This window comes from Pseudomonas salicis (assembly GCF_057128705.1).
The window spans coordinates 620,239-637,941 of sequence record NZ_JBSKHU010000002.1 but is presented as its reverse complement, the minus strand read 5'-3'; the positions used below and the strand labels follow the sequence as shown (position 1 = coordinate 637,941).

General features: G+C 60.4%; 18 protein-coding genes. 10 read left to right on the top strand and 8 right to left on the bottom strand.

Annotation, left to right across the window (positions count from 1 at the left end; all coding sequences use genetic code 11):
- Positions 1 to 27 precede the first annotated feature (27 nt).
- Both ACWKWE_RS09120 and ACWKWE_RS09115 read right to left on the bottom strand, forming a co-directional pair.
- Positions 28 to 624, bottom strand: coding sequence for a superoxide dismutase (locus ACWKWE_RS09120; protein ID WP_062384041.1), 597 nt, complete (start codon positions 622 to 624; stop codon positions 28 to 30).
- A gap of 373 nt (positions 625 to 997) precedes the next feature.
- A complete protein-coding gene (locus ACWKWE_RS09115; protein ID WP_483850319.1) occupies positions 998 to 1,600 on the bottom strand; it encodes a LysE/ArgO family amino acid transporter in 603 nt (200 codons plus the stop codon).
- Positions 1,601 to 1,706: 106 nt separating this feature from the next.
- Here ACWKWE_RS09115 and ACWKWE_RS09110 point away from each other — a divergent pair, with 106 nt between their 5' ends.
- The 3 genes from ACWKWE_RS09110 to ACWKWE_RS09100 all read left to right on the top strand — a co-directional run bounded on the left by ACWKWE_RS09110 (position 1,707) and on the right by ACWKWE_RS09100 (position 4,651).
- Entirely contained in the window at positions 1,707 to 2,606 is a 900-nt protein-coding gene (locus ACWKWE_RS09110; RefSeq protein WP_483850318.1) for a LysR family transcriptional regulator ArgP, read from the top strand.
- A gap of 100 nt (positions 2,607 to 2,706) precedes the next feature.
- Positions 2,707 to 3,705 (top strand): NAD-dependent epimerase/dehydratase family protein, encoded by a 999-nt coding sequence (locus ACWKWE_RS09105; RefSeq protein WP_483850317.1) that lies wholly within the window; start codon positions 2,707 to 2,709, stop codon positions 3,703 to 3,705.
- Between the two features lie 82 nt (positions 3,706 to 3,787).
- On the top strand, positions 3,788 to 4,651 hold the full coding sequence (locus ACWKWE_RS09100; RefSeq protein WP_166596519.1) for an ATPase: 864 nt from the start codon (positions 3,788 to 3,790) through the stop codon (positions 4,649 to 4,651).
- Positions 4,652 to 4,790: 139 nt separating this feature from the next.
- On the opposite strand, the gene ACWKWE_RS09095 is transcribed toward ACWKWE_RS09100, so the two are convergent.
- The 3 genes from ACWKWE_RS09095 to ACWKWE_RS09085 all read right to left on the bottom strand — a co-directional run bounded on the left by ACWKWE_RS09095 (position 4,791) and on the right by ACWKWE_RS09085 (position 7,412).
- Positions 4,791 to 5,840, bottom strand: coding sequence for an alkene reductase (locus tag ACWKWE_RS09095; RefSeq protein WP_483850316.1), 1,050 nt, complete (start codon positions 5,838 to 5,840; stop codon positions 4,791 to 4,793).
- An 82-nt stretch (positions 5,841 to 5,922) separates the two neighbouring features.
- Positions 5,923 to 7,089, bottom strand: coding sequence for an MFS transporter (locus tag ACWKWE_RS09090; protein ID WP_483850315.1), 1,167 nt, complete (start codon positions 7,087 to 7,089; stop codon positions 5,923 to 5,925).
- Between the two features lie 20 nt (positions 7,090 to 7,109).
- Entirely contained in the window at positions 7,110 to 7,412 is a 303-nt protein-coding gene (locus ACWKWE_RS09085) for an ArsR/SmtB family transcription factor (RefSeq protein WP_166596522.1), read from the bottom strand.
- Between the two features lie 360 nt (positions 7,413 to 7,772).
- Between ACWKWE_RS09085 and ACWKWE_RS09080 the strand changes: the two genes are divergently transcribed.
- Positions 7,773 to 8,387, top strand: coding sequence for an acyl carrier protein phosphodiesterase (locus ACWKWE_RS09080; protein ID WP_166596523.1), 615 nt, complete (start codon positions 7,773 to 7,775; stop codon positions 8,385 to 8,387).
- On the opposite strand, the gene ACWKWE_RS09075 is transcribed toward ACWKWE_RS09080, so the two are convergent.
- Both ACWKWE_RS09075 and olsB read right to left on the bottom strand, forming a co-directional pair.
- Positions 8,330 to 9,136 (bottom strand): lysophospholipid acyltransferase family protein, encoded by an 807-nt coding sequence (locus ACWKWE_RS09075; protein WP_166596524.1) that lies wholly within the window; start codon positions 9,134 to 9,136, stop codon positions 8,330 to 8,332. The genes ACWKWE_RS09080 and ACWKWE_RS09075 overlap by 58 nt on opposite strands.
- Positions 9,136 to 9,891: an L-ornithine N(alpha)-acyltransferase gene (gene olsB, locus ACWKWE_RS09070; protein ID WP_166596525.1), complete on the bottom strand. Its 756-nt coding sequence runs from the start codon at positions 9,889 to 9,891 to the stop codon at positions 9,136 to 9,138. Before olsB ends, ACWKWE_RS09075 begins: the two co-directional genes overlap by 1 nt.
- A 372-nt stretch (positions 9,892 to 10,263) precedes the next feature.
- On the opposite strand from olsB, the gene ACWKWE_RS09065 reads away from it, so the two are divergent.
- The 4 genes from ACWKWE_RS09065 (at position 10,264) to ACWKWE_RS09050 (ending at position 13,501) form a co-directional block, all read left to right on the top strand.
- Positions 10,264 to 11,352 carry a serine hydrolase domain-containing protein gene (locus ACWKWE_RS09065; RefSeq protein WP_483850314.1) on the top strand — a complete coding sequence of 363 codons (1,089 nt, stop codon included), beginning with the start codon at positions 10,264 to 10,266 and terminating at the stop codon, positions 11,350 to 11,352.
- The gene (locus tag ACWKWE_RS09060; RefSeq protein WP_166596527.1) at positions 11,349 to 11,687 is read left to right on the top strand and encodes an amidase; all 339 of its coding nucleotides are present in this window, start codon (positions 11,349 to 11,351) and stop codon (positions 11,685 to 11,687) included. Before ACWKWE_RS09065 ends, ACWKWE_RS09060 begins: the two co-directional genes overlap by 4 nt.
- Positions 11,688 to 11,759: 72 nt before the next feature.
- Positions 11,760 to 12,341 carry a YceI family protein gene (locus ACWKWE_RS09055; RefSeq protein WP_166596528.1) on the top strand — a complete coding sequence of 194 codons (582 nt, stop codon included), beginning with the start codon at positions 11,760 to 11,762 and terminating at the stop codon, positions 12,339 to 12,341.
- A gap of 2 nt (positions 12,342 to 12,343) precedes the next feature.
- The gene (locus ACWKWE_RS09050; protein WP_483850313.1) at positions 12,344 to 13,501 is read left to right on the top strand and encodes a phospholipase D-like domain-containing protein; all 1,158 of its coding nucleotides are present in this window, start codon (positions 12,344 to 12,346) and stop codon (positions 13,499 to 13,501) included.
- 24 nt (positions 13,502 to 13,525) lie between these two features.
- Here the strand turns inward: ACWKWE_RS09050 and ACWKWE_RS09045 are convergent, their stop codons facing one another.
- On the bottom strand, positions 13,526 to 16,447 hold the full coding sequence (locus ACWKWE_RS09045) for an RHS repeat-associated core domain-containing protein (RefSeq protein ID WP_483850312.1): 2,922 nt from the start codon (positions 16,445 to 16,447) through the stop codon (positions 13,526 to 13,528).
- Positions 16,448 to 16,637: 190 nt separating this feature from the next.
- Between ACWKWE_RS09045 and ACWKWE_RS09040 the strand changes: the two genes are divergently transcribed.
- Entirely contained in the window at positions 16,638 to 17,222 is a 585-nt protein-coding gene (locus ACWKWE_RS09040) for a DJ-1/PfpI family protein (protein ID WP_341964478.1), read from the top strand.
- A 15-nt stretch (positions 17,223 to 17,237) separates the two neighbouring features.
- A complete protein-coding gene (locus ACWKWE_RS09035; RefSeq protein WP_166596532.1) occupies positions 17,238 to 17,570 on the top strand; it encodes a ribbon-helix-helix domain-containing protein in 333 nt (110 codons plus the stop codon).
- Positions 17,571 to 17,703: the final 133 nt, after the last annotated feature.

The window sequence follows — 17,703 nt, the reverse complement described above, 5'->3', positions numbered from 1 at the left end:
TCTTCAAAACAGCGTTCGATGCCGTAATCAGGCAGTGAAAGCCTTGCCTTCGAACTGCTCAGCGACGAACTTCCAGTTCACCAGGTTCCAGAACGCCTCAACGTATTTTGGACGCAGGTTACGGTAGTCGATGTAGTAAGCGTGTTCCCAGACGTCGCAGGTCAGCAGCGGGGTGTCACCGCTGGTCAGCGGGTTACCGGCGCCGATGGTGCTGGCCAGTGCCAGGGAACCGTCAGCCTTCTTCACCAGCCAGCCCCAGCCGGAGCCGAAGGTGCCAATGGAGGTCTTGCTGAATTCTTCTTTGAACTTGTCGAACGAGCCGAACGCAGCGTTGATGGCATCAGCCAGAGCGCCGGTCGGTTGGCCGCCAGCGTTAGGCGCCAGGCAGTTCCAGTAGAAGGTGTGGTTCCAGACCTGGGCTGCGTTGTTGAAGATGCCGCCCGAAGAAGATTTGACGATTTCTTCCAGCGTCTTGCCTTCGAACTCGGTGCCTGGGACCAGGTTGTTCAGGTTCACGACATAGGTGTTGTGGTGTTTGTCGTGGTGATATTCCAGCGTTTCCTTGGAGATGTGCGGTGCCAGAGCATCGTGTGCGTACGGCAGCGGCGGCAATTCGAAAGCCATGGTAATTCTCCTAATCAGGTCAGGTTGCGGTTAGCGCAAGGCCGATCACGGACGGCCAGACAAAATACGCCGGCGAGTTTTTACTCTTTGCGGCGTAGGGGCTGGATCATAGCACCGGCCCCGGCCCATAACCACGCAACAACTGTGTGGGATAGAGGTTCCAGAGCTTTGCTTTGGAGGTGATGGAAAGATTTGATGAGCGGCGGGGCGGTCATTGATGAAGTTCGCTATTGCCCGACGGCTTGCCGTAAACGCGAAATCTGCAGGAGTGAATTCATTCGCGATGCATGGGGACATTCGACGGATATCTATCGGATGTGCCGCCCTCTCGCGAATGAATTCGCTCCTACAGGTGTTTGTCGGTGTGCCTGGCTTATGCCGAGCGAATCAGTTGCACCGCCACGCTGAACATCATCACCGCAACCATCAAGTCCAGCAGGCGCCAGGTGGCGGGGCGCGCCAGCCAGGGGGCGAGCCAGGCGGCGCCGATGGCGAGGGTCGAGAACCACAGCAGCGACGCGCTGGCGGCACCGGCCACGTAAGCGCTCGGTTCGGTCTGTTGAGCGCCGAGCGAACCAATCAGCAACACGGTGTCGAGGTACACATGAGGGTTGAGCAGCGTCACCGCGATCGCTGTCAGCAATACGGCGCGACGTGAGCGCTGACCATTGGCGTCGCCTTCCTGCAAGCTCTGGGGCGACAGCGCACGACGCAACGCCTTGGCGCCATACCACAGCAGAAACACCACGCCGCCCCAGCGCGCCACGGCCAGCAACGTCGGGTTATGAGCCAGCACGTTCGCAAGCCCGAAGACCCCGGCCGCCACCAGCACCACATCGCACACGATGCACAGCACGGCCACGGACAGGTGATGCTCGCGACGCAGACTTTGCGCCAGCACGTACGCATTCTGGGTGCCGATGGCCATGATCAGGCCGAACGCGACCAGCAGTCCGTTGAGGTAGCTTTGCCACATGATGAAGTGCTCCGAAATGACGGTGTTGCTAAGAAGATGTGGCGATTGTCGCGGCTGAGGCTGTATAAGAAAAACCAATAATCCTGATCGCTCATTAGGAAAAGTGATGTTCGATTACAAATTGCTTTCCGCGTTGGCGGCTGTCGTCGAACAGGCCGGGTTCGAACGCGCAGCACAGGTATTGGGGTTGTCGCAATCGGCGGTGTCCCAGCGGATCAAACTGCTGGAGGCCCGGGTCGGTCAGCCGGTGTTGGTGCGGGCCACGCCGCCGACGCCCACCGAAATCGGTCGGCGCTTGCTCAACCATGTGCAGCAGGTGCGCTTGCTCGAACGCGACTTGCAGACCTTGGTCCCGGCGCTGGATGAGGGCGGCGCCCCCGAACGTCTGCGCATCGCGCTCAACGCCGACAGCCTGGCAACCTGGTGGGCGCAGGCGGTGGGGGATTTTTGCAGCGAGCATCACCTGCTGACTGAACTGGTGGTCGAAGATCAGGAAGTGGGCCTCAAACGCATGCGCGCCGGGGAAGTGGCGGCGTGTCTGTGCGGCAGCGAGCGGCCCGTGGCCGGGGCACGCAGTTTGCTGTTGGGCGCCATGCGCTATCGTGCGTTGGCCAGCCCTGCGTTCATCGCCCGGCATTTTCCGAACGGCGTGACCCCGCAGGGGTTGGCGCAGACCCCGGCGCTGGTGTTCGGCCCGGATGATTTCCTCCAGCACCGGTATCTGGAATCGCTGGGCGTCGAGGGCGGTTTTCAGCACCACCTTTGCCCGTCGTCAGAGGGTTTCATGCGCATGACCGAAGCCGGCATGGGCTGGGGGCTGGTGCCGGAATTGCAGGTGCGTGAGCAACTGGCCAGCGGAAAACTGGTGGAATTGTTGAGGGATCGCTGCATCGATGTGCCGTTGTACTGGCATCATTGGCGCAATGGCGGGCAATTGCTGACGCAGCTGACCGATCACCTCGCAAAAAAAGCCGGGCAATGGTTAGTGCCGCTGGCAGCGGATTGAGCGTCACTGCCGGTATTGAATAAACGGGACCTACAATTGACCGTCCGACGCCATCACGGCGGCGCTCGGTGCGAAATGTACAGATGAGATGGAGCGGTAAATGAAGATTCTGGTCACCGGCGCGAGCGGCTTCATCGGCGGACGCTTCGCGCGTTTTGCGCTGGAGCAGGGGTTGAGCGTTCGGGTCAACGGCCGTCGTGCGCAAGGCGTCGAGCACCTGGTACGTCGGGGTGCCGAGTTCATTCAGGGCGACCTGAACGACCCGGAACTGGTGCAGGCTTTGTGTGACGACGTCGAAGCCGTGGTGCATTGCGCCGGAGCGGTGGGCAACTGGGGGCGTCGTCAGGACTTCCATCAGGGCAACGTGCAAGTCACTGAAAACGTGGTCGAGGCCTGCCTCAAGCAGCAGGTGCGGCGGCTGGTCCACCTGTCATCGCCTTCTATTTATTTCGACGGCCACGCGCACCTGAACATCCGCGAGGAGCAGGTGCCGAAACGGTTCCACAATCACTACGCGGCCACCAAATACCTGGCCGAGCAGAAAGTATTCGGCGCCGAAGAGTTCGGCCTCGAAGTGATCGCACTGCGGCCCCGTTTCGTCACGGGGGCGGGCGACACCAGCATCTTCCCGCGCCTGATGCAGATGCAGCGCAAGAAGCGCCTGTCGATCATCGGCAACGGGCTGAACAAGGTCGACTTCACCAGCATCCAGAACCTCAACGAAGCCCTGCTCAGCAGTCTGCTGGCGACGGGGTCGGCGCTGGGCAAGGCCTACAACATCAGTAATGGCACGCCGATTCCGATCTGGGATGTGGTCAATTACGTGATGCGCCAGATGGAATTGCCGCCTGTCACCCGTTATCGCTCGTACGGCCTGGCGTACAGCGCCGCGGCGATCAACGAGGCCGCGTGCCTGCTCTGGCCCGGCCGACCTGAACCGACGCTGTCGAGAATCGGAATGCAGGTGATGAGTCGAGATTTCACGCTTGATATCAGCCGCGCCCAGTATTATCTGGATTACCAGCCCAAGGTCAGCGTCTGGACCGCGCTGGACGAGTTCTGTGGCTGGTGGAAAGCCCAACACGGCGCCGAGCTGTAAAACACCCGACGATTCGGGTGGTCCTAACGTTCGGCGGAGTGAATCCGCCCTTCAAGATTCAACGGATTTCAAAGGGAAACGCATGCGCAAAGATCCGTATGACGACGTCGATGACGTCCCGAGCCTCAGCGCCAAAGATGATGACGACGATTTTATTCCGACCACGGCGGGCGCTCGCGAGCGCACCACGGTGTACTCGCGCACCACGCCGGTGGTGAAGGTGAAAGCGCCGGGTACAGGCGCGTTGTGGGCGTTGATTGGCGCGCTGTTCATCGCGTTTTGTGGCCTGGGCTGGTGGAGTTTTCAGCAGGTCTCGTTGATGGAACAGCAACTGGTCGCCACGCAAGAAAGCTTCGCGCGGATCAGTGAGGAAGCGGCGGGGCGTCTGCAGGACATTTCCGGCAAGGTTGTAGCCACTGAATCGGTCGCCAACAGCGGCGGTGAAGCGCTGAAAGCTGAAATCAAGGCGCTGCAGGATCAACTCGCCGAGCAGAGCAAACAGCAGCAGGGCGCGGCCGGGGTGCAGGGCGGTCTGGACAAACGTCTGGAAACCATCGCCACGCAAGCGACACAGCAACAGGCCACGAACCAGCAATTGCAGGATCAGCTCAAGGCCGTGACCACGGAGTTGGCGGCACTAAAAGCCGCGATGCCGGATGGCAAGTCGGCGCAGGCCGATCAGGATCGTCTGGATTCGCAGCTCAAGAGCTTGAGCGCGGACGTGGCAAATCTGAAGAAGAGCAACAACAGTCAGACCATCGAGCGTCTGGAGCAGGACATGATTGTGCTCAAGAGCGAGCAGGACAACCGTTCGGCGCAGGCGGCGTCTTCAGGGGCGAGCACCCAGGAATTCGATGCGTTCCGTGGGCAGATGACCCGCAACCTGAACACGTTGCAGAGCCAGATTCAGACGTTGTCGCAGCAGATCAATTCGCGGGCGCAGTAGGGCTCTGACGATGGCGCCAATCGACCTGTGGGAGCGAATTCATTCGTGATGCAGGGGTACATTCGACAGATTTCGATCAAATGTACCGCCCTCTCGCGGATGAACTCGCTCCCACAGGGGCGCGTCAGATTATCGGGCCTTACAACGCCGGATAGTCGATATAACCCACCGGCCCTTTGGCGTAGAACGTCTCTGGATGCGGCTCGTTCAGCGGCGCATCCTTCTCCAGGCGCGCAGGCAGGTCAGGGTTGGCGATGAACGGCACGCCGAATGCGACGGCGTCGGCCTTGCCACTTTCCAGCCATTCGTTGGCGCTGTCTTTGGTGAATTTCTCGTTGGCGATGAACACCCCACCAAACGCTTGTTTCAGGCGCGGCGACAAGCTGTCGTCGAGTTCGCGTTCGCGGGCACACAGGAAGGCGATCCCGCGCTTGCCGAGCTCTGTCGCGACGTAGGTGAAGGTCTCGGCCAGGTTGTCGTCGCCCATGTCGTGCAGGTCGGCGCGTGGCGAGAGGTGCATGCCTACGCGGCCAGCGCCCCAGACTTCTACGACGGCGTCGGTCACTTCCAGCATCAGGCGTGCACGATTTTCTACGGAACCGCCATAAATGTCGGTGCGCTGGTTGGTGCTGGTCTGCAGGAACTGGTCGAGCAGGTAACCGTTGGCGCCGTGGATCTCCACGCCGTCAAAACCGGCAGCCTTGGCGTTCTCGGCACCCACGCGGTAGGCCTCGACCACGTCTTCGATTTCAGCCAGCTCCAGCGCACGCGGCGTCGGGTAGTCGGCCAGTGGGCGAACCAGGCTGACGTGGCCTTTCTGTTGAACGGCGCTCGGTGCGACCGGCGCTTCACCGTTCAGGTAGATCGGGTGGGAAACACGGCCCACGTGCCACAGTTGCAACACGATCTTGCCGCCCGCCGCGTGAACGGCCTTGGTGATGTTGCTCCAGCCACGGACCTGATCGTTGGACCAGATGCCCGGTGTGTCGGGGTAACCGACGCCCATTGCGGTGACCGAGGTGGCTTCGGTGATGATCAGACCAGCCGAGGCGCGCTGCACGTAATACTCGGCCATCATCGCGTTGGGCACGCGGCCTTCGTCGGCGCGGCAGCGGGTCAGCGGTGCCATGACGATGCGGTTGTTCAGATCGAGTTCGCCGATCTTGATCGGGTCAAAAATCGTGGTCATCGGAAGGTATCCTCAGTGAAATCTGTAAAGGTTGAATCCGCAGTCTTTTAACGCATGTCGCTGAAGCGCTGACTCTAGAGGCTCAGTTCGCCACAGCAGCCAGCTCGGCATCGCCGCGCTGACGGAAATTGATCAGAGTCACCATCAGGGCCAGCACCGCCAGGGCGCCAGCGGCCAACGGCACGCTGGTGAGGCCAAAACCGTGGGCGATGACACTGCCGCCGACCCAGGCGCCCAAGGCGTTGCCGACGTTGAAGGCGCCGATGTTCAGGGTGGACACCAGATTCGGGGCATCTTTACCGAAGGTCACGACGTTGATCTGCAACGCAGGCACGGCGGCAAAACAGGCGACGGCCCACAGGAACAATGTGATTTCGGCCGGAATCAGCGCGACGCTGGTCCAGCTCAGGACAGTCGAGACCACGGCCATGGTGATGAACACGCCGATCAGCGTGGCGGCCAAACGACGATCCGCCAGCTTGCCGCCGATGATGTTACCGAGGGTCAGGCCCAGGCCGATCAGCATGAGTGTCCAGGTCACGCCATGTGGCGATACCCCGGTGATTTCACCCAGCAACGGTGCGACATAAGTAAACAGGGCAAATACGGACGCAGCGAACAAAGCGGTCATGCTCAGCGAAAGCCAGATACCGGCGCCCTTGAGCACTGCCAATTCGGCACGCATGTCGAGTTTTTCTTCGTCACGTTTGGCGGGCAGGAAGCGGATCAGGCCGATGAACGCAATCACGCCGATCACGGTCACCGCGTAGAACGTCGAGCGCCAACCCGCCTGTTGACCCAGTGCCGTACCGAGCGGCACACCCAGCACGTTGGCCAGGGTCAGGCCGGTGAACATCAAGGCGACAGCGGAAGCGCGGCGGTTGGCGGGCACCAGGCCTGCCGCGACGACCGAACCGATGCCGAAGAACGCACCGTGACACAAAGCAGTCACGACGCGGGCGAACATCAGCACGTTGTAATCAGTGGCGACGGCGCAGAGCAGGTTGCCGATGATGAAGATGCCCATGAGGATCACCAGCGCCGCTTTGCGTGGTAACCGCGAAGTGGCCATCGCCATGAACGGCGCGCCGATGGCGACACCCAATGCGTAACCCGTGACGAGCCAGCCCGCACCGGGAATGCTCACGCCCAAGTCAGTGGCGACGTCGGGCAACAGGCCCATGATGACGAACTCGGTCGTCCCGATGGCGAAGGCGCTCAGGGCCAGAATAAGTAGCGAAAGAGGCACGGGGCGTCTCCTGAAAGTGTTCAGAGCTGACGCGTCAGCTCCTGCAAAAACGCCTGAATGGCGTCTTCGTTGCGTTTGAAAAAATGCCACTGACCGTGCTTTTTGCTGGTGATCAGCCCGGCACGTTGCAGCGTCGCCAAATGGGCAGAAACGGTCGATTGCGAAAGGCCTGCGCGCTGGTCGATCTGACCGGCACAGACGCCGCCGTCGAAGGTGTGTTGCTGGTCCGGAAAGCAGGTTTCAGGGTCTTTCAGCCAGGAAAGAATCTGACGCCGCACCGGGTGCGACAGGGCTTTTATGATGTCGTCGAGGTCGATAGGCATGTCGTTCTCAATCCGCATGTAGCGGTATATCGCGATGGGGCGAACTTTATATCTGTGCATCGCGATATACAAATATGAAAGGGTGCTAAGGAGCTTGTGAATCGGTATATCGAGTTATAACGATATGGGGCTTATGCTTTATCTCGCGACTGCTCTAAGGGGTTACGGTCCTGGCAAAAGCAGGCGCACCGCAGTGCATCTGTGGGAGCGAATTCATTCGCGAAAATCGTTCAGTCGCTGAGATTACTTGTCCGCACCGACCCTTTCGCGAATAAATTCGCTCCCACATAGAGATCGCTGTTATAGCTGGGGGCGTGCAGCTGCTATAGGGATCGTGTTGATGTCTGTTACATTCTTCCGATGAATTACCTCGCACACCTCCACCTCGGCGGTCAGACGCCTGCGCAACTGCTCGGCAGCCTGTATGGCGATTTCGTCAAAGGACTGTTGCCGGGACGGTTTCCTGCGGACATCGAAGACGCCATCCGACTGCATCGACGCATCGATGTGTTCACCGACGGCCATCCCGTGATCAAACAGGCGATGGGGCGATTCCCGGCGGAGCGCAGGCGTTACGCGGGGATTGTGCTGGACGTGTTTTTCGATCACTGCCTGGCGCGGGATTGGGCGCAGTATTCGGACGTGCCGCTGCCCGTCTTCACTGACAAGGTGTACCGGGTGCTGGCCGATGAGCCGAACTTGCCGGAGCGCCTCGCCTACATCGCTCCGCGCATGGCGGCGCAGGACTGGCTCGGTTCGTACGTGGACTTCGAGGTGGTGGGCGATGCGCTGGCCGGGATTGCCCGACGCCTGTCACGCCCCGAGGGACTGGCCGGCGCCATGCAGGAACTGCAGGCGCTTTATCGGCCGTTGAGCGACGATTTCTGTGCTTTCTACCCCGAGCTGCAAGCGTTCGCTCAGGCCGCTCTGGCGGCAGGGCGTGCTTCGGCGGGCTTGGCGACATCGCCGGACTGAGTGGCTTCACCAAACAGTGCCGTCTGCACCGCTTGCTGAGCTTCAAACGCCAGCGCTGCGCGTTCCTTGCCTTGAGACTCAATCGGCGTCAGCAACTGGATGTGGACGTCGCTGACTTCGTTGGCGAACAGGCGACGCAGGTGCGACAGCAGGTCGTCATCGCCAATGAATGGCGCGATTTGATCCGGCTTGCCATCACGCAGGTACTGAATCGCGACCGGTTGAATCGCCACGCCAGTCTCGATTGCACTCGACAGCAAGCGACCGTGGAAGGTGCGCAGGCTGCGGCCATCGGTGGTGGTGCCCTCGGGGAAGATCACCAGCGAATGATTGCCCTGCAGGTGTTGGCCCATTTGCTTCTGGATCAACTTGCTGTCGCCCGACCCGCGACGAATGAACAGCGTGCCCGCTTTCAGCGCCAGCCAACCCGCCACGGGCCAGGTGCGCACTTCAGCCTTGGACAAAAACGACAGCGGGGCGAGTTGGCCCAGCAGGGCAATGTCGGTCCACGACACATGGTTGCAGACCCACAGCATCGGCTGGCCCGGCAAATGGCCGCTGACCTTGACGCGGAACGGCAGGGCACCGGTCAGGCGCGCCATGAACCAACTGGTCCAGCGCTGACGACGCGCCATGGAGTTGCCGATGCGCAGGCGTTCCATCAGGGCGAAGGTGCCCGCGATAGTCAGGCCCAGCGCGATGACCCCCAGCACGCGGATGACTCGCGCATGACTGCGCAGCGTGCTCATCACACGGCTGCCTTGAAGTGGCGAGCGTAGCGCGGGCACAGCTCGTCGCGCTTGAGCAGGATGAACACGTCGGCGACCTGGAAATCCTCGTCCCAGCACGGCTCGCCGCAGATCTTCGCACCCAGGCGCATGTAGGCCTTGAGCAGCGGCGGCATTTCGCAGATCACGTTGTTCGGCAGGTCGAGGGTCGGCAGCGGATTTTTTGGCTCGGCACGCAGGTGCTCGGTGCTCAGATAACGCTCGCGCAGACGTTGCATGATGGCGTGGGCCTGAATGCCGCCGTCTTGCATCGGGATGCTCGCGCAGCCCATCAGGTAGCTGTAGCCGCCTTCGTTAAGGACTTCGGCCAGTTCGCTCCACAACACGGCGATGGTGCCGCCGTTGCGGTAGGCCGGATCAACGCAGGTGCGACCCAGTTCGAGGATCGGGCCTTGCAGATGGCCGAGGCCGTGGAGGCTGAATTCTTCTTCGCTGTAGAACCGGCCCAAGGTGTTGGCAGCCTTGTGGTCCAGCAGGCGGGTGGTGGCGACAAGGCGACCGCTGTTGAGGTCGCGCACGCCGATGTGCATGCAATGTACGTCGTAATCGTCGATGTCGAGGCCCAGTTCAGCGCCCTTGAGTTTGGCGTTGAATTCGCCGCTGAACACACTGAAGCGCAACGCCTGTGCTTCCTGCATGGCGTGTGGCCCGATCAGGCGTTCGGCCTGCAGGCGACGGTCGGAGGAGGTGTCTCGAATGCTGGCAATCTGAGTCATGTGGCGTCTCCGTGGGCCAGCCTTGGTCCAGGCCGGTCGACTGATTATTCGAAGCATTGCTGTACGAATGCAGGCTAGGGAGGGCCGATGTCATGACTATTAAGCTTTGGTGATGGTTGCGTGACAGGGTTCGGGGCGCGTAAAAAGGGGCTGGCTGCACGCACGATCATCTGTGGGAGCGAATTCATTCGCGAAAGATTTCACAGCCGATGCAAATGTGTCGCCTGCGCTAGCGTCTCGCGAATGAATTCGCTCCCACAGGAAGATCGCGTGCCGCCGATGATGCCGCGGCGGTCGCGTCGCAGCGGGAACACCATGCGCTGTCATCATTGCCTGCTAGGGTTTCGGGCATCCTGCATTCGAGACCCGTTCATGCGCCGTCTGCTGTTCACGCTTTTCCTTTTTCTGATCGCCTGCCAGACCGCTGCCGAAACGTGGCCTGATGAGCAATGGCCCGCGCACCCCTTGGCCCCAAGCGCGGCGCTCAATGATCTTGAGGCGTATGCCTTCCCGCCCCGCGACGAGCAAACGCGCAAGGGCATTCGCACCGACGCGTTGTTGATCATTCGCAACGGCGATGTGGTCTACGAGCGCTATGCGGGCGTGACCAAGGCCGAGACGCCGCACCTGACCTGGTCGATCAGCAAGAGCATTCTTGCGACGCTGCTCGGTGTGGCGTTCGGTGAAAACCGCTTCACGCTCAGCGATCCAGTCGCCAGGTTTTACCCGCCGTTCAACACTCACCCGGACATCAAGATCCAGGACCTGCTGCACTGGGCTTCAGGCCTGGACTGGCAGGAGGATTACGAATACGCGCCGCTCAACTCGTCAGTGGTCGCGATGCTCTACACCCGTGGGCGCGGCGATATGGCGCGTTTCACCGCCGAGCATGATGTCGCCAGCGCCCCCGGCACGTCTTATCGCTATTCAAGCGGCGACAGCACCGTTCTGGCCGCCGCGCTGAAAGGCATGGTCGGCGACGCCGCTTACCCGGATTATCCCTGGACCGCGCTGTTCGATCCCTTGGGCATTAAAAGTGCCGTCTGGGAAACCGACGCCACTGGCACCTTCGTCGGCTCGTCATACGCTTACATGACGGCCCGCGATCTGGCGCGCATCGGCCTGCTGATGCAGCGCGGGGGGCGTTGGCAAAATCGTCAGTTGCTGCCCAAGGCATGGGTCGATTTCAACCTCACGCCGTTCGCTTCACAGACGGCCACTCACGAAGCCCCCGGCGGCCATTGGTGGTTGAACAAAACAGCAGGCGGCCAACCTGGCCCCTGGCCCGACGCGCCGCCCGACACCTTCGCCGGGCTCGGACATTGGGGACAGGCGCTGTACGTGATCCCTAGCGCTGGCCTCGTGATCGTGCGTTACGCCGACGACCGCGACGGCAGTTACGACCACGATGAGCTGCTCAAACGGGCCCTGAAAGCCGTCACCGGGGAGGGCGCCCAATGAGCGCGCGCAAAGGCTTACTTCGGCGTCGCCCGTTCAGCAGTGCCGCCATCCTGATCCTGCTGTTTTTGCTGGCCATGATCTGGCTCTGGCGCGTTCAGTTAGAGGCGTTTCCCACCATCATCAGCGCCTACACCGCCAAGGAATATTGTTCGTGTCGGTATGTGATGAACAACCCCGCGGACTATTGTCAGGGCTACGTGAAACAGTGGCTGCCGAGCACGCTGACCGAAAGCCTGAGCGACAAGCGCATCACCGCCACCGGCATGGGGCGTGAGAGCAGTGCGCAGTGGCAAGGAGCGCATCAGGGCTGTCGATTGCTGCCTGCCGGGTCATGAGGGCGAACATCCCCGTTTGCCTGCGGTCAGACAGCCGGATAAGGTTGCCTCAATCGCGCCGCTGGAGTTCTCATGCCCACTTTCCCTCGTCTGCTGCTGGCCTCGCTCGCCGTTCTGGCGCTGCCTGCGCAGGCGAATTGGTACCTGGATAACGAGTCGTCGCGACTGTCGTTCATTTCCACCAAAAATGCTGATATCTCCGAAGTTCACCGTTTCCTCAACCTGCACGGGAAGGTGGACACCAAGGGTGTGGCCGAGCTTGAGGTCGAGCTGGATTCTGTCAGCACCGGCATTCCTCTGCGCGATGAGCGACTGCGCAAGCAGCTCTTCGACATCAAGCAATTTCCCGAGGCGACTATCACGGCGCAACTGGACATGCGACCCATCAACGCCCTTGCGCCCGGCGCGCAGCTCGAACTTCGCCTGCCGTTGAGGGTGCAGTTGCACGGCCAATCGCAACGCTACAGCGCTCAATTGCTGGCGACCCGGCTGGATGAGCGACGCTTTCAGGTGGTGACGCTTGAGCCTCTGGTGTTGCACGCCGAGGACTTCGGCCTCCTGCCGGGCCTCGACGCATTGCGCAGCGTCGCGAATCTTTCCGCCATCAGCTTCTCGGTGCCCGTCGGCGCCGTGCTGATCTTCACGGCGCGCTGAGCATGAGAGGCGCGATCTTTCCGTGGCGTGAAGACAACCAATTCAACTTGATGATCGACGGCCCCGCGTTCTTCCCCCGCATGATCACGGCCATCGAAAACGCTCAGCAGCAAGTCGAGCTGGAGCTGTATCTGGTGGAAGCAGGCGCCTGCGCCGAAGCGGTGGTGCAGGCGCTGGTGAATGCCGCGAAACGTGGCGTCATTGTGCGCTGCCTGTTCGATGACTTCGGGTCGCTGGCGTTTACCCTCAGTCTGCGCACGCGCCTGACCGAAGCGGGCGTGATCCTGCGTTTCTACAACCGCGTGCATTGGCGGCGCGGCATTCGCAATTTTTACCGCGACCACCGCAAACTGCTGCTGATAGACAAGGCACTCGCGGTGGTCGGCGGCACCGGGGTCACTGACGAGTTCTGGCGCCCCGATCAAGACGCCAGCGAATGGCACGAAGTCATGGTGGAAATTCGCGGCCCGATGGTGCTGGATTGGCAAGCGCTGTTCGACCGTCAGTTCCACGCGAATCCTCGCCGCCGCGCGTGGCGACCGGCTGAAAGCTTCGGCCTGCCGCGCTTGCCTAAAGCCCCGGTCAGCGGAGAGGGGCTTGGCCGTGTGGCGTACGCTGATTCACGGCAACACCGCGACATTTTGCAATCGCTGATCCGTTCGCTGAACACCAGCAGAAAGCGTATATGGCTGGCGACCCCGTATTTTCTGCCCACCTGGAAAGTCCGCCGCGCCTTGCGCCGCGCAGCTTCTCGGGGTGTTGACGTGCGCCTGCTGCTCACCGGCCCGCGCACGGATCACCCGTCGGTGCGTTACGCGGGGCACCGCTACTACCCCCGTCTGCTCAAGGCCGGGGTAAAAATCTTCGAATACCAGCCGTGCTTCCTGCACTTGAAAATGGTGCTGGTGGATGACTGGGTCAGCATCGGCTCCTGCAATTTCGATCACTGGAATTTGCGCTTCAATCTGGAAGCGAACCTTGAGGCGATGGACCCGGCGCTGACGCGGGCCGTGGAGGAGAGCTTCGAGCGGGACTTTCTGTTGAGCAGTGAAGTGAGCCTTGAGGACTGGCAGCGCCGACCGCTGTGGCGCCGGGTTCAGCAGCGGCTGTGGGGTTGGGTCGATCGGCTGGTGGTGAATGCGCTGGATCGTCGGGGTTAATGGGTTCTCACACGGGCTAAACATTCACCTGCGATGAAAAGACAGGAAGTTCCCGATGGGCCTGGCGGGTCTGGAGGCTCTTGAGTTGATCTTCAGTGTATTAACTCGCATCACGTGCGCGCCGCTGTCATCAATGACCCCGAGCGTTGATGAGTCTCCGCCGTCCAGATTCCAGGATGACGCTGCCGCAAGCCCTGGTCCACCGTTAACTGGACTGTCATTCAATGCGTCAAGGCGAGTCATGACAGTGGTCCATTCGAGCATGGTAAAGCCCGGTTCGTCAGTTTTACGTGCGTAGGAACCTCGACCGGGATTCAGAGCCATTGCCAGCCGTGTTTTTGCCGTGTCCGCTGCCGCCAGGCTGATTCCTGAGCGGGCATTGGGATCGCTGGCATGACCCAACGCGCCAACATGTGATGTCTCGGCGCTGTATTGGTTTCGCTCAAGATCACTGTCCTGCCTTGTGAAGCTAGGTTTCCTGTTCATTGTCAATTTGGGGGCTACATGAATAAACGACCCATCTTGCAGCGTCACCTTCGTATAACTGCCGACATAGCTCGCGGGAATCGGTATGGATGCCTTGTGCCTGCCATCAATGAGGTTCTCGCCTACCGAGGCGTAGTCAGCAATACCTTGATTGGGCGCGGGGCTTCCCATGTTGAAGTAGCTGCCATTTATATAGGCTGTCGGCATGGAGCCGCTGGCATTGGCAATGTCCGCACTTGAGGCTGAGCTCAGGCGTATTGATTCATCACCGCCAGAAACCTTGCCCTGCAGACTACTGTCCAGAGCAAGATAAAAAAGTTGTCGGGCGGCTTTCGCTTGACGGTCGAGAGCAATGCCCACACGGTCAAAGACTGAGCTGTCGCCTTTGATCGAAACACTGATGACGCCTTGGGTGGGGGTTTGGACTTTGACAGGAGACAGAAACCTTCTGACGTGGCTCTGGATGAGAGTGGCGGCCTGATTGGGGTCCACTCCGTTCATTCCCTGTGCGTCGAGCTTGCGAACCGGTGTGTTGCTGACGAAGCAGTATCGGTTCAAGTGATCGACACTGCCTGCCGGATCGGTGTTTAGCCATCGCATCAACCACGGCGCGTAGTACCTGAATCCGTAGTAATACAGCCCGGTTGCATCGCGCTCTTTGCCTGAGTAGCGAATGGTTTTGTATTTAGCGTCCACCGCATTTCTCGCCGCCCACCATGATGTGCCGCCGAATGGGTAGTAGCTTTCCTGGCTGATCAAGTCGCCAGTGTCATCCAGTTCCAGTGTGCTAGAACCCAAGTGATCGGTCAGCGAGTAGCGCACTTGATCGTTCTCAATCTCCTCGGGTTTTTGAGCTTGCCAGTGCAAAACCCGCAGGCTGTGACTGCCTGCCTGAACCGTGCATACGTTCAGTGTTTCGCTAGTCGACGCCGTGCGGATCTCAAGCGCCGGCAGATAGCGCACCTCGTACAGCAGCGTTCTCGTGGCAGCCTGGGCGTTATGAGTCTTGCGACAACGCTGCCTGTTGCCGTCGTACACGTAATGTTCGTCATCGTTCTTGCGGTCGTTGCGCTTGACGGTGTTGATCTGGCTGAGTTGATTGCGCACGTCCCAGTACAAATCCTGCCCCCGAATGAGCTGTTGCAGATTGCCGTTGGCATCGAAGCCCTTGTCAAAATCCGGATCGACATCGCCTTCAGGCAGGCTTCGATTGCTGTCTGGGGCTACAAGCATTGTTCGAGTAAATGACTGCGCGCCGACATGGCGCATTTCCCGCAGATTACCCCCTGCGTCGTAGTCGTAACGCTGGGTGTAGTTGCTCAATTGGTTGGGGTCTTGAGGCACGGATTGAAGCGCTGGCAGGGTAGGCCCATGGCTGGCACCTGTAGTAACTTCGCGGCCAGTAGCTTCGATCAGTTGGTACAGCGTGTCGTATCGATAGAGGCTGACGGGATCAATGCGTTGGTTGGCGAAAAAACGAGTGGCCTGAGCGGCGTCCTCGATTTCGACGACGTTGCCCACCGGGTCGTAGCGGTAGTTCAGGTCTTGCAATACTGTGCCGTCGGCTCGTGAAGAGAAGATGCGGGTCAGCCGCCCGCTTTTCGCCTCGTAGGTTTTTTCGCTGATGACGCCGTTACCCAGACGCTCGCTTTCCAGTTGGCCATTCGGGTTGTAGCGAAGGTCGCCGATGAGCGTCTGAGCATTCTGCGCGCTGGCCAGTTTCAGGCGTGTCTCCCGTAGGAACCCGCCGACGGTTTTGCGGTGCTCAGTGCGATTGCCGACCGCATCGGTCTGAAAGACGAGCGCTGCGGTGGCGTCGAAAACGGCCGTGGTGGTGTGCCCAATGCCAGGCTCCAGCAACGCATCGCGTTGGCCTGAATCAAGGGGCCAGTCGGGCTGCTCGTCTGTCTGCAGAAACCTTCGGTTCTCGATCAGTACACCGCCTGCCAACCCGAATGCTTGCGCGCACAGGGTGCCAGCCGGGTCGTCATGACGAATCAGTCGGCCGCATTGATTATGTTCAGCGGACAACGCAGAAGGATCTCCGTAGGTGTACCGCTCGACCACGTTCGGCTGCGCATTGATCGCTCTCTCAGTCACCGAAACGGGCCGCAGACATTCGTCGTAATCGGTGCGGCTGTAGCTTCCCCGGCCATTCCAACGCTCGACCGATTGCCCGTCAGCGCCAGACAGCTCCAACCGCCAGCCCGCGTCAACGCTCTCATCGAGCAGGGCCCGACCCGATAAGGAAGGCGTTTTTCTGCTATTCGCGGTTGCAGCCATTTCCCACAAGCGAGGGTCCCAATCGGCCACCGAGCGTCCGGCCTCATCCCACGCATGACGCGTCACACGAGCCTGGGCCTCATCAATCTGATCGATTCGATGCCAAGCCACTTCACGAGCCAACAATCCGCGAGGCTCGATGACGTGCAAATGGGGACTAAAGGAATGGAGACCCATGCTCATGACGTCCTTGTCGGCTGATCATTCAAGGTTAGAAGCCGTTTGACCGGGCGAGCGGGACTCGCGACCAACGGCGCGCCGGTCATACATCTGCCGGATGTGCCGCGCTTGCGCTGTAGTACTAGGCTGTTACCCAGAACTGAAGGACTGCGCGAATACTCGACGTCACAAAAACAGAAGGGGATTGATGATGGCTGCGAAAAAAATCCTGATGCTGGTCGGCGATTACGTCGAAGACTACGAAGTGATGGTGCCGTTTCAGGCGCTGCAGATGGTCGGTCACACCGTCCACGCCGTCTGTCCCGGCAAGAAGAAGGGTGACGTGATCCGCACGGCGATTCATGACTTCGAAGGCGATCAGACCTACAGCGAAAAGCGCGGACATAACTTCGGGCTGAACTTCGACTTCGACAGCGTGAAATCCGCCGACTACGACGCGTTGCTGGTGCCTGGCGGGCGTTCCCCGGAATACCTGCGGCTTAACCAGAGGGTGCTTGAGTTGGTGCGCGAGTTTGGGCGCGACAACAAGCCCATCGCTGCGGTCTGCCATGGTCCGCAATTGCTGGCCGAAACCGGGGTGTTGAAGGGCAAGTCGTTGAGTGCTTATCCCGCGTGTGCGCCCGAGGTCAGGCTGGCGGGGGGCGAGTATGTCGAGATTGGGATGGACGAAGCGCACACAGACGGCAATCTGGTAACCGGTCCCGCCTGGCCTGCGCATCCGGCGTGGCTGGCGGCGTTTTTGAAGGTGCTCGGCACCCAAATCATTTTGTAAGACGGAGGTTTGACCATGTGCGAACTCTACGTTAAAGCTGATCCGATCCTATACGAGTCCCGCTCGCGCTCGCTGCGCATTTGTGGCGTGGTAACGACGCTTCGGCTGGAAAATCAGTTCTGGGACATTCTCGCCGAGATTGCCGGGCATGACGGCATCACCACCAATCAACTGATAAGCAAATTGTATGAAGAAGTCATGGATTATCGCGGTGAAGTGGTGAATTTCGCATCGTTCCTGCGGGTCAGTTGCATGCGCTACCTCAGCCAGCATCGAGCGTTGGTCACACCCTTGAGCCTGGTGCGCAACAACGCTTCGGCAGGGGAAGCCCTGCCGCTCAGCGGGTAAAACGCACCCTCACGAGCGTCATTCGCGATAAGCCTCATCGCGGTAAGTTCTAATTCGTACACCCCATGCGCCCTAATCTTACGAACAGTCATGGCACCGCGCGATCCACTCGCGCGATGCCACCGTTCAAGGA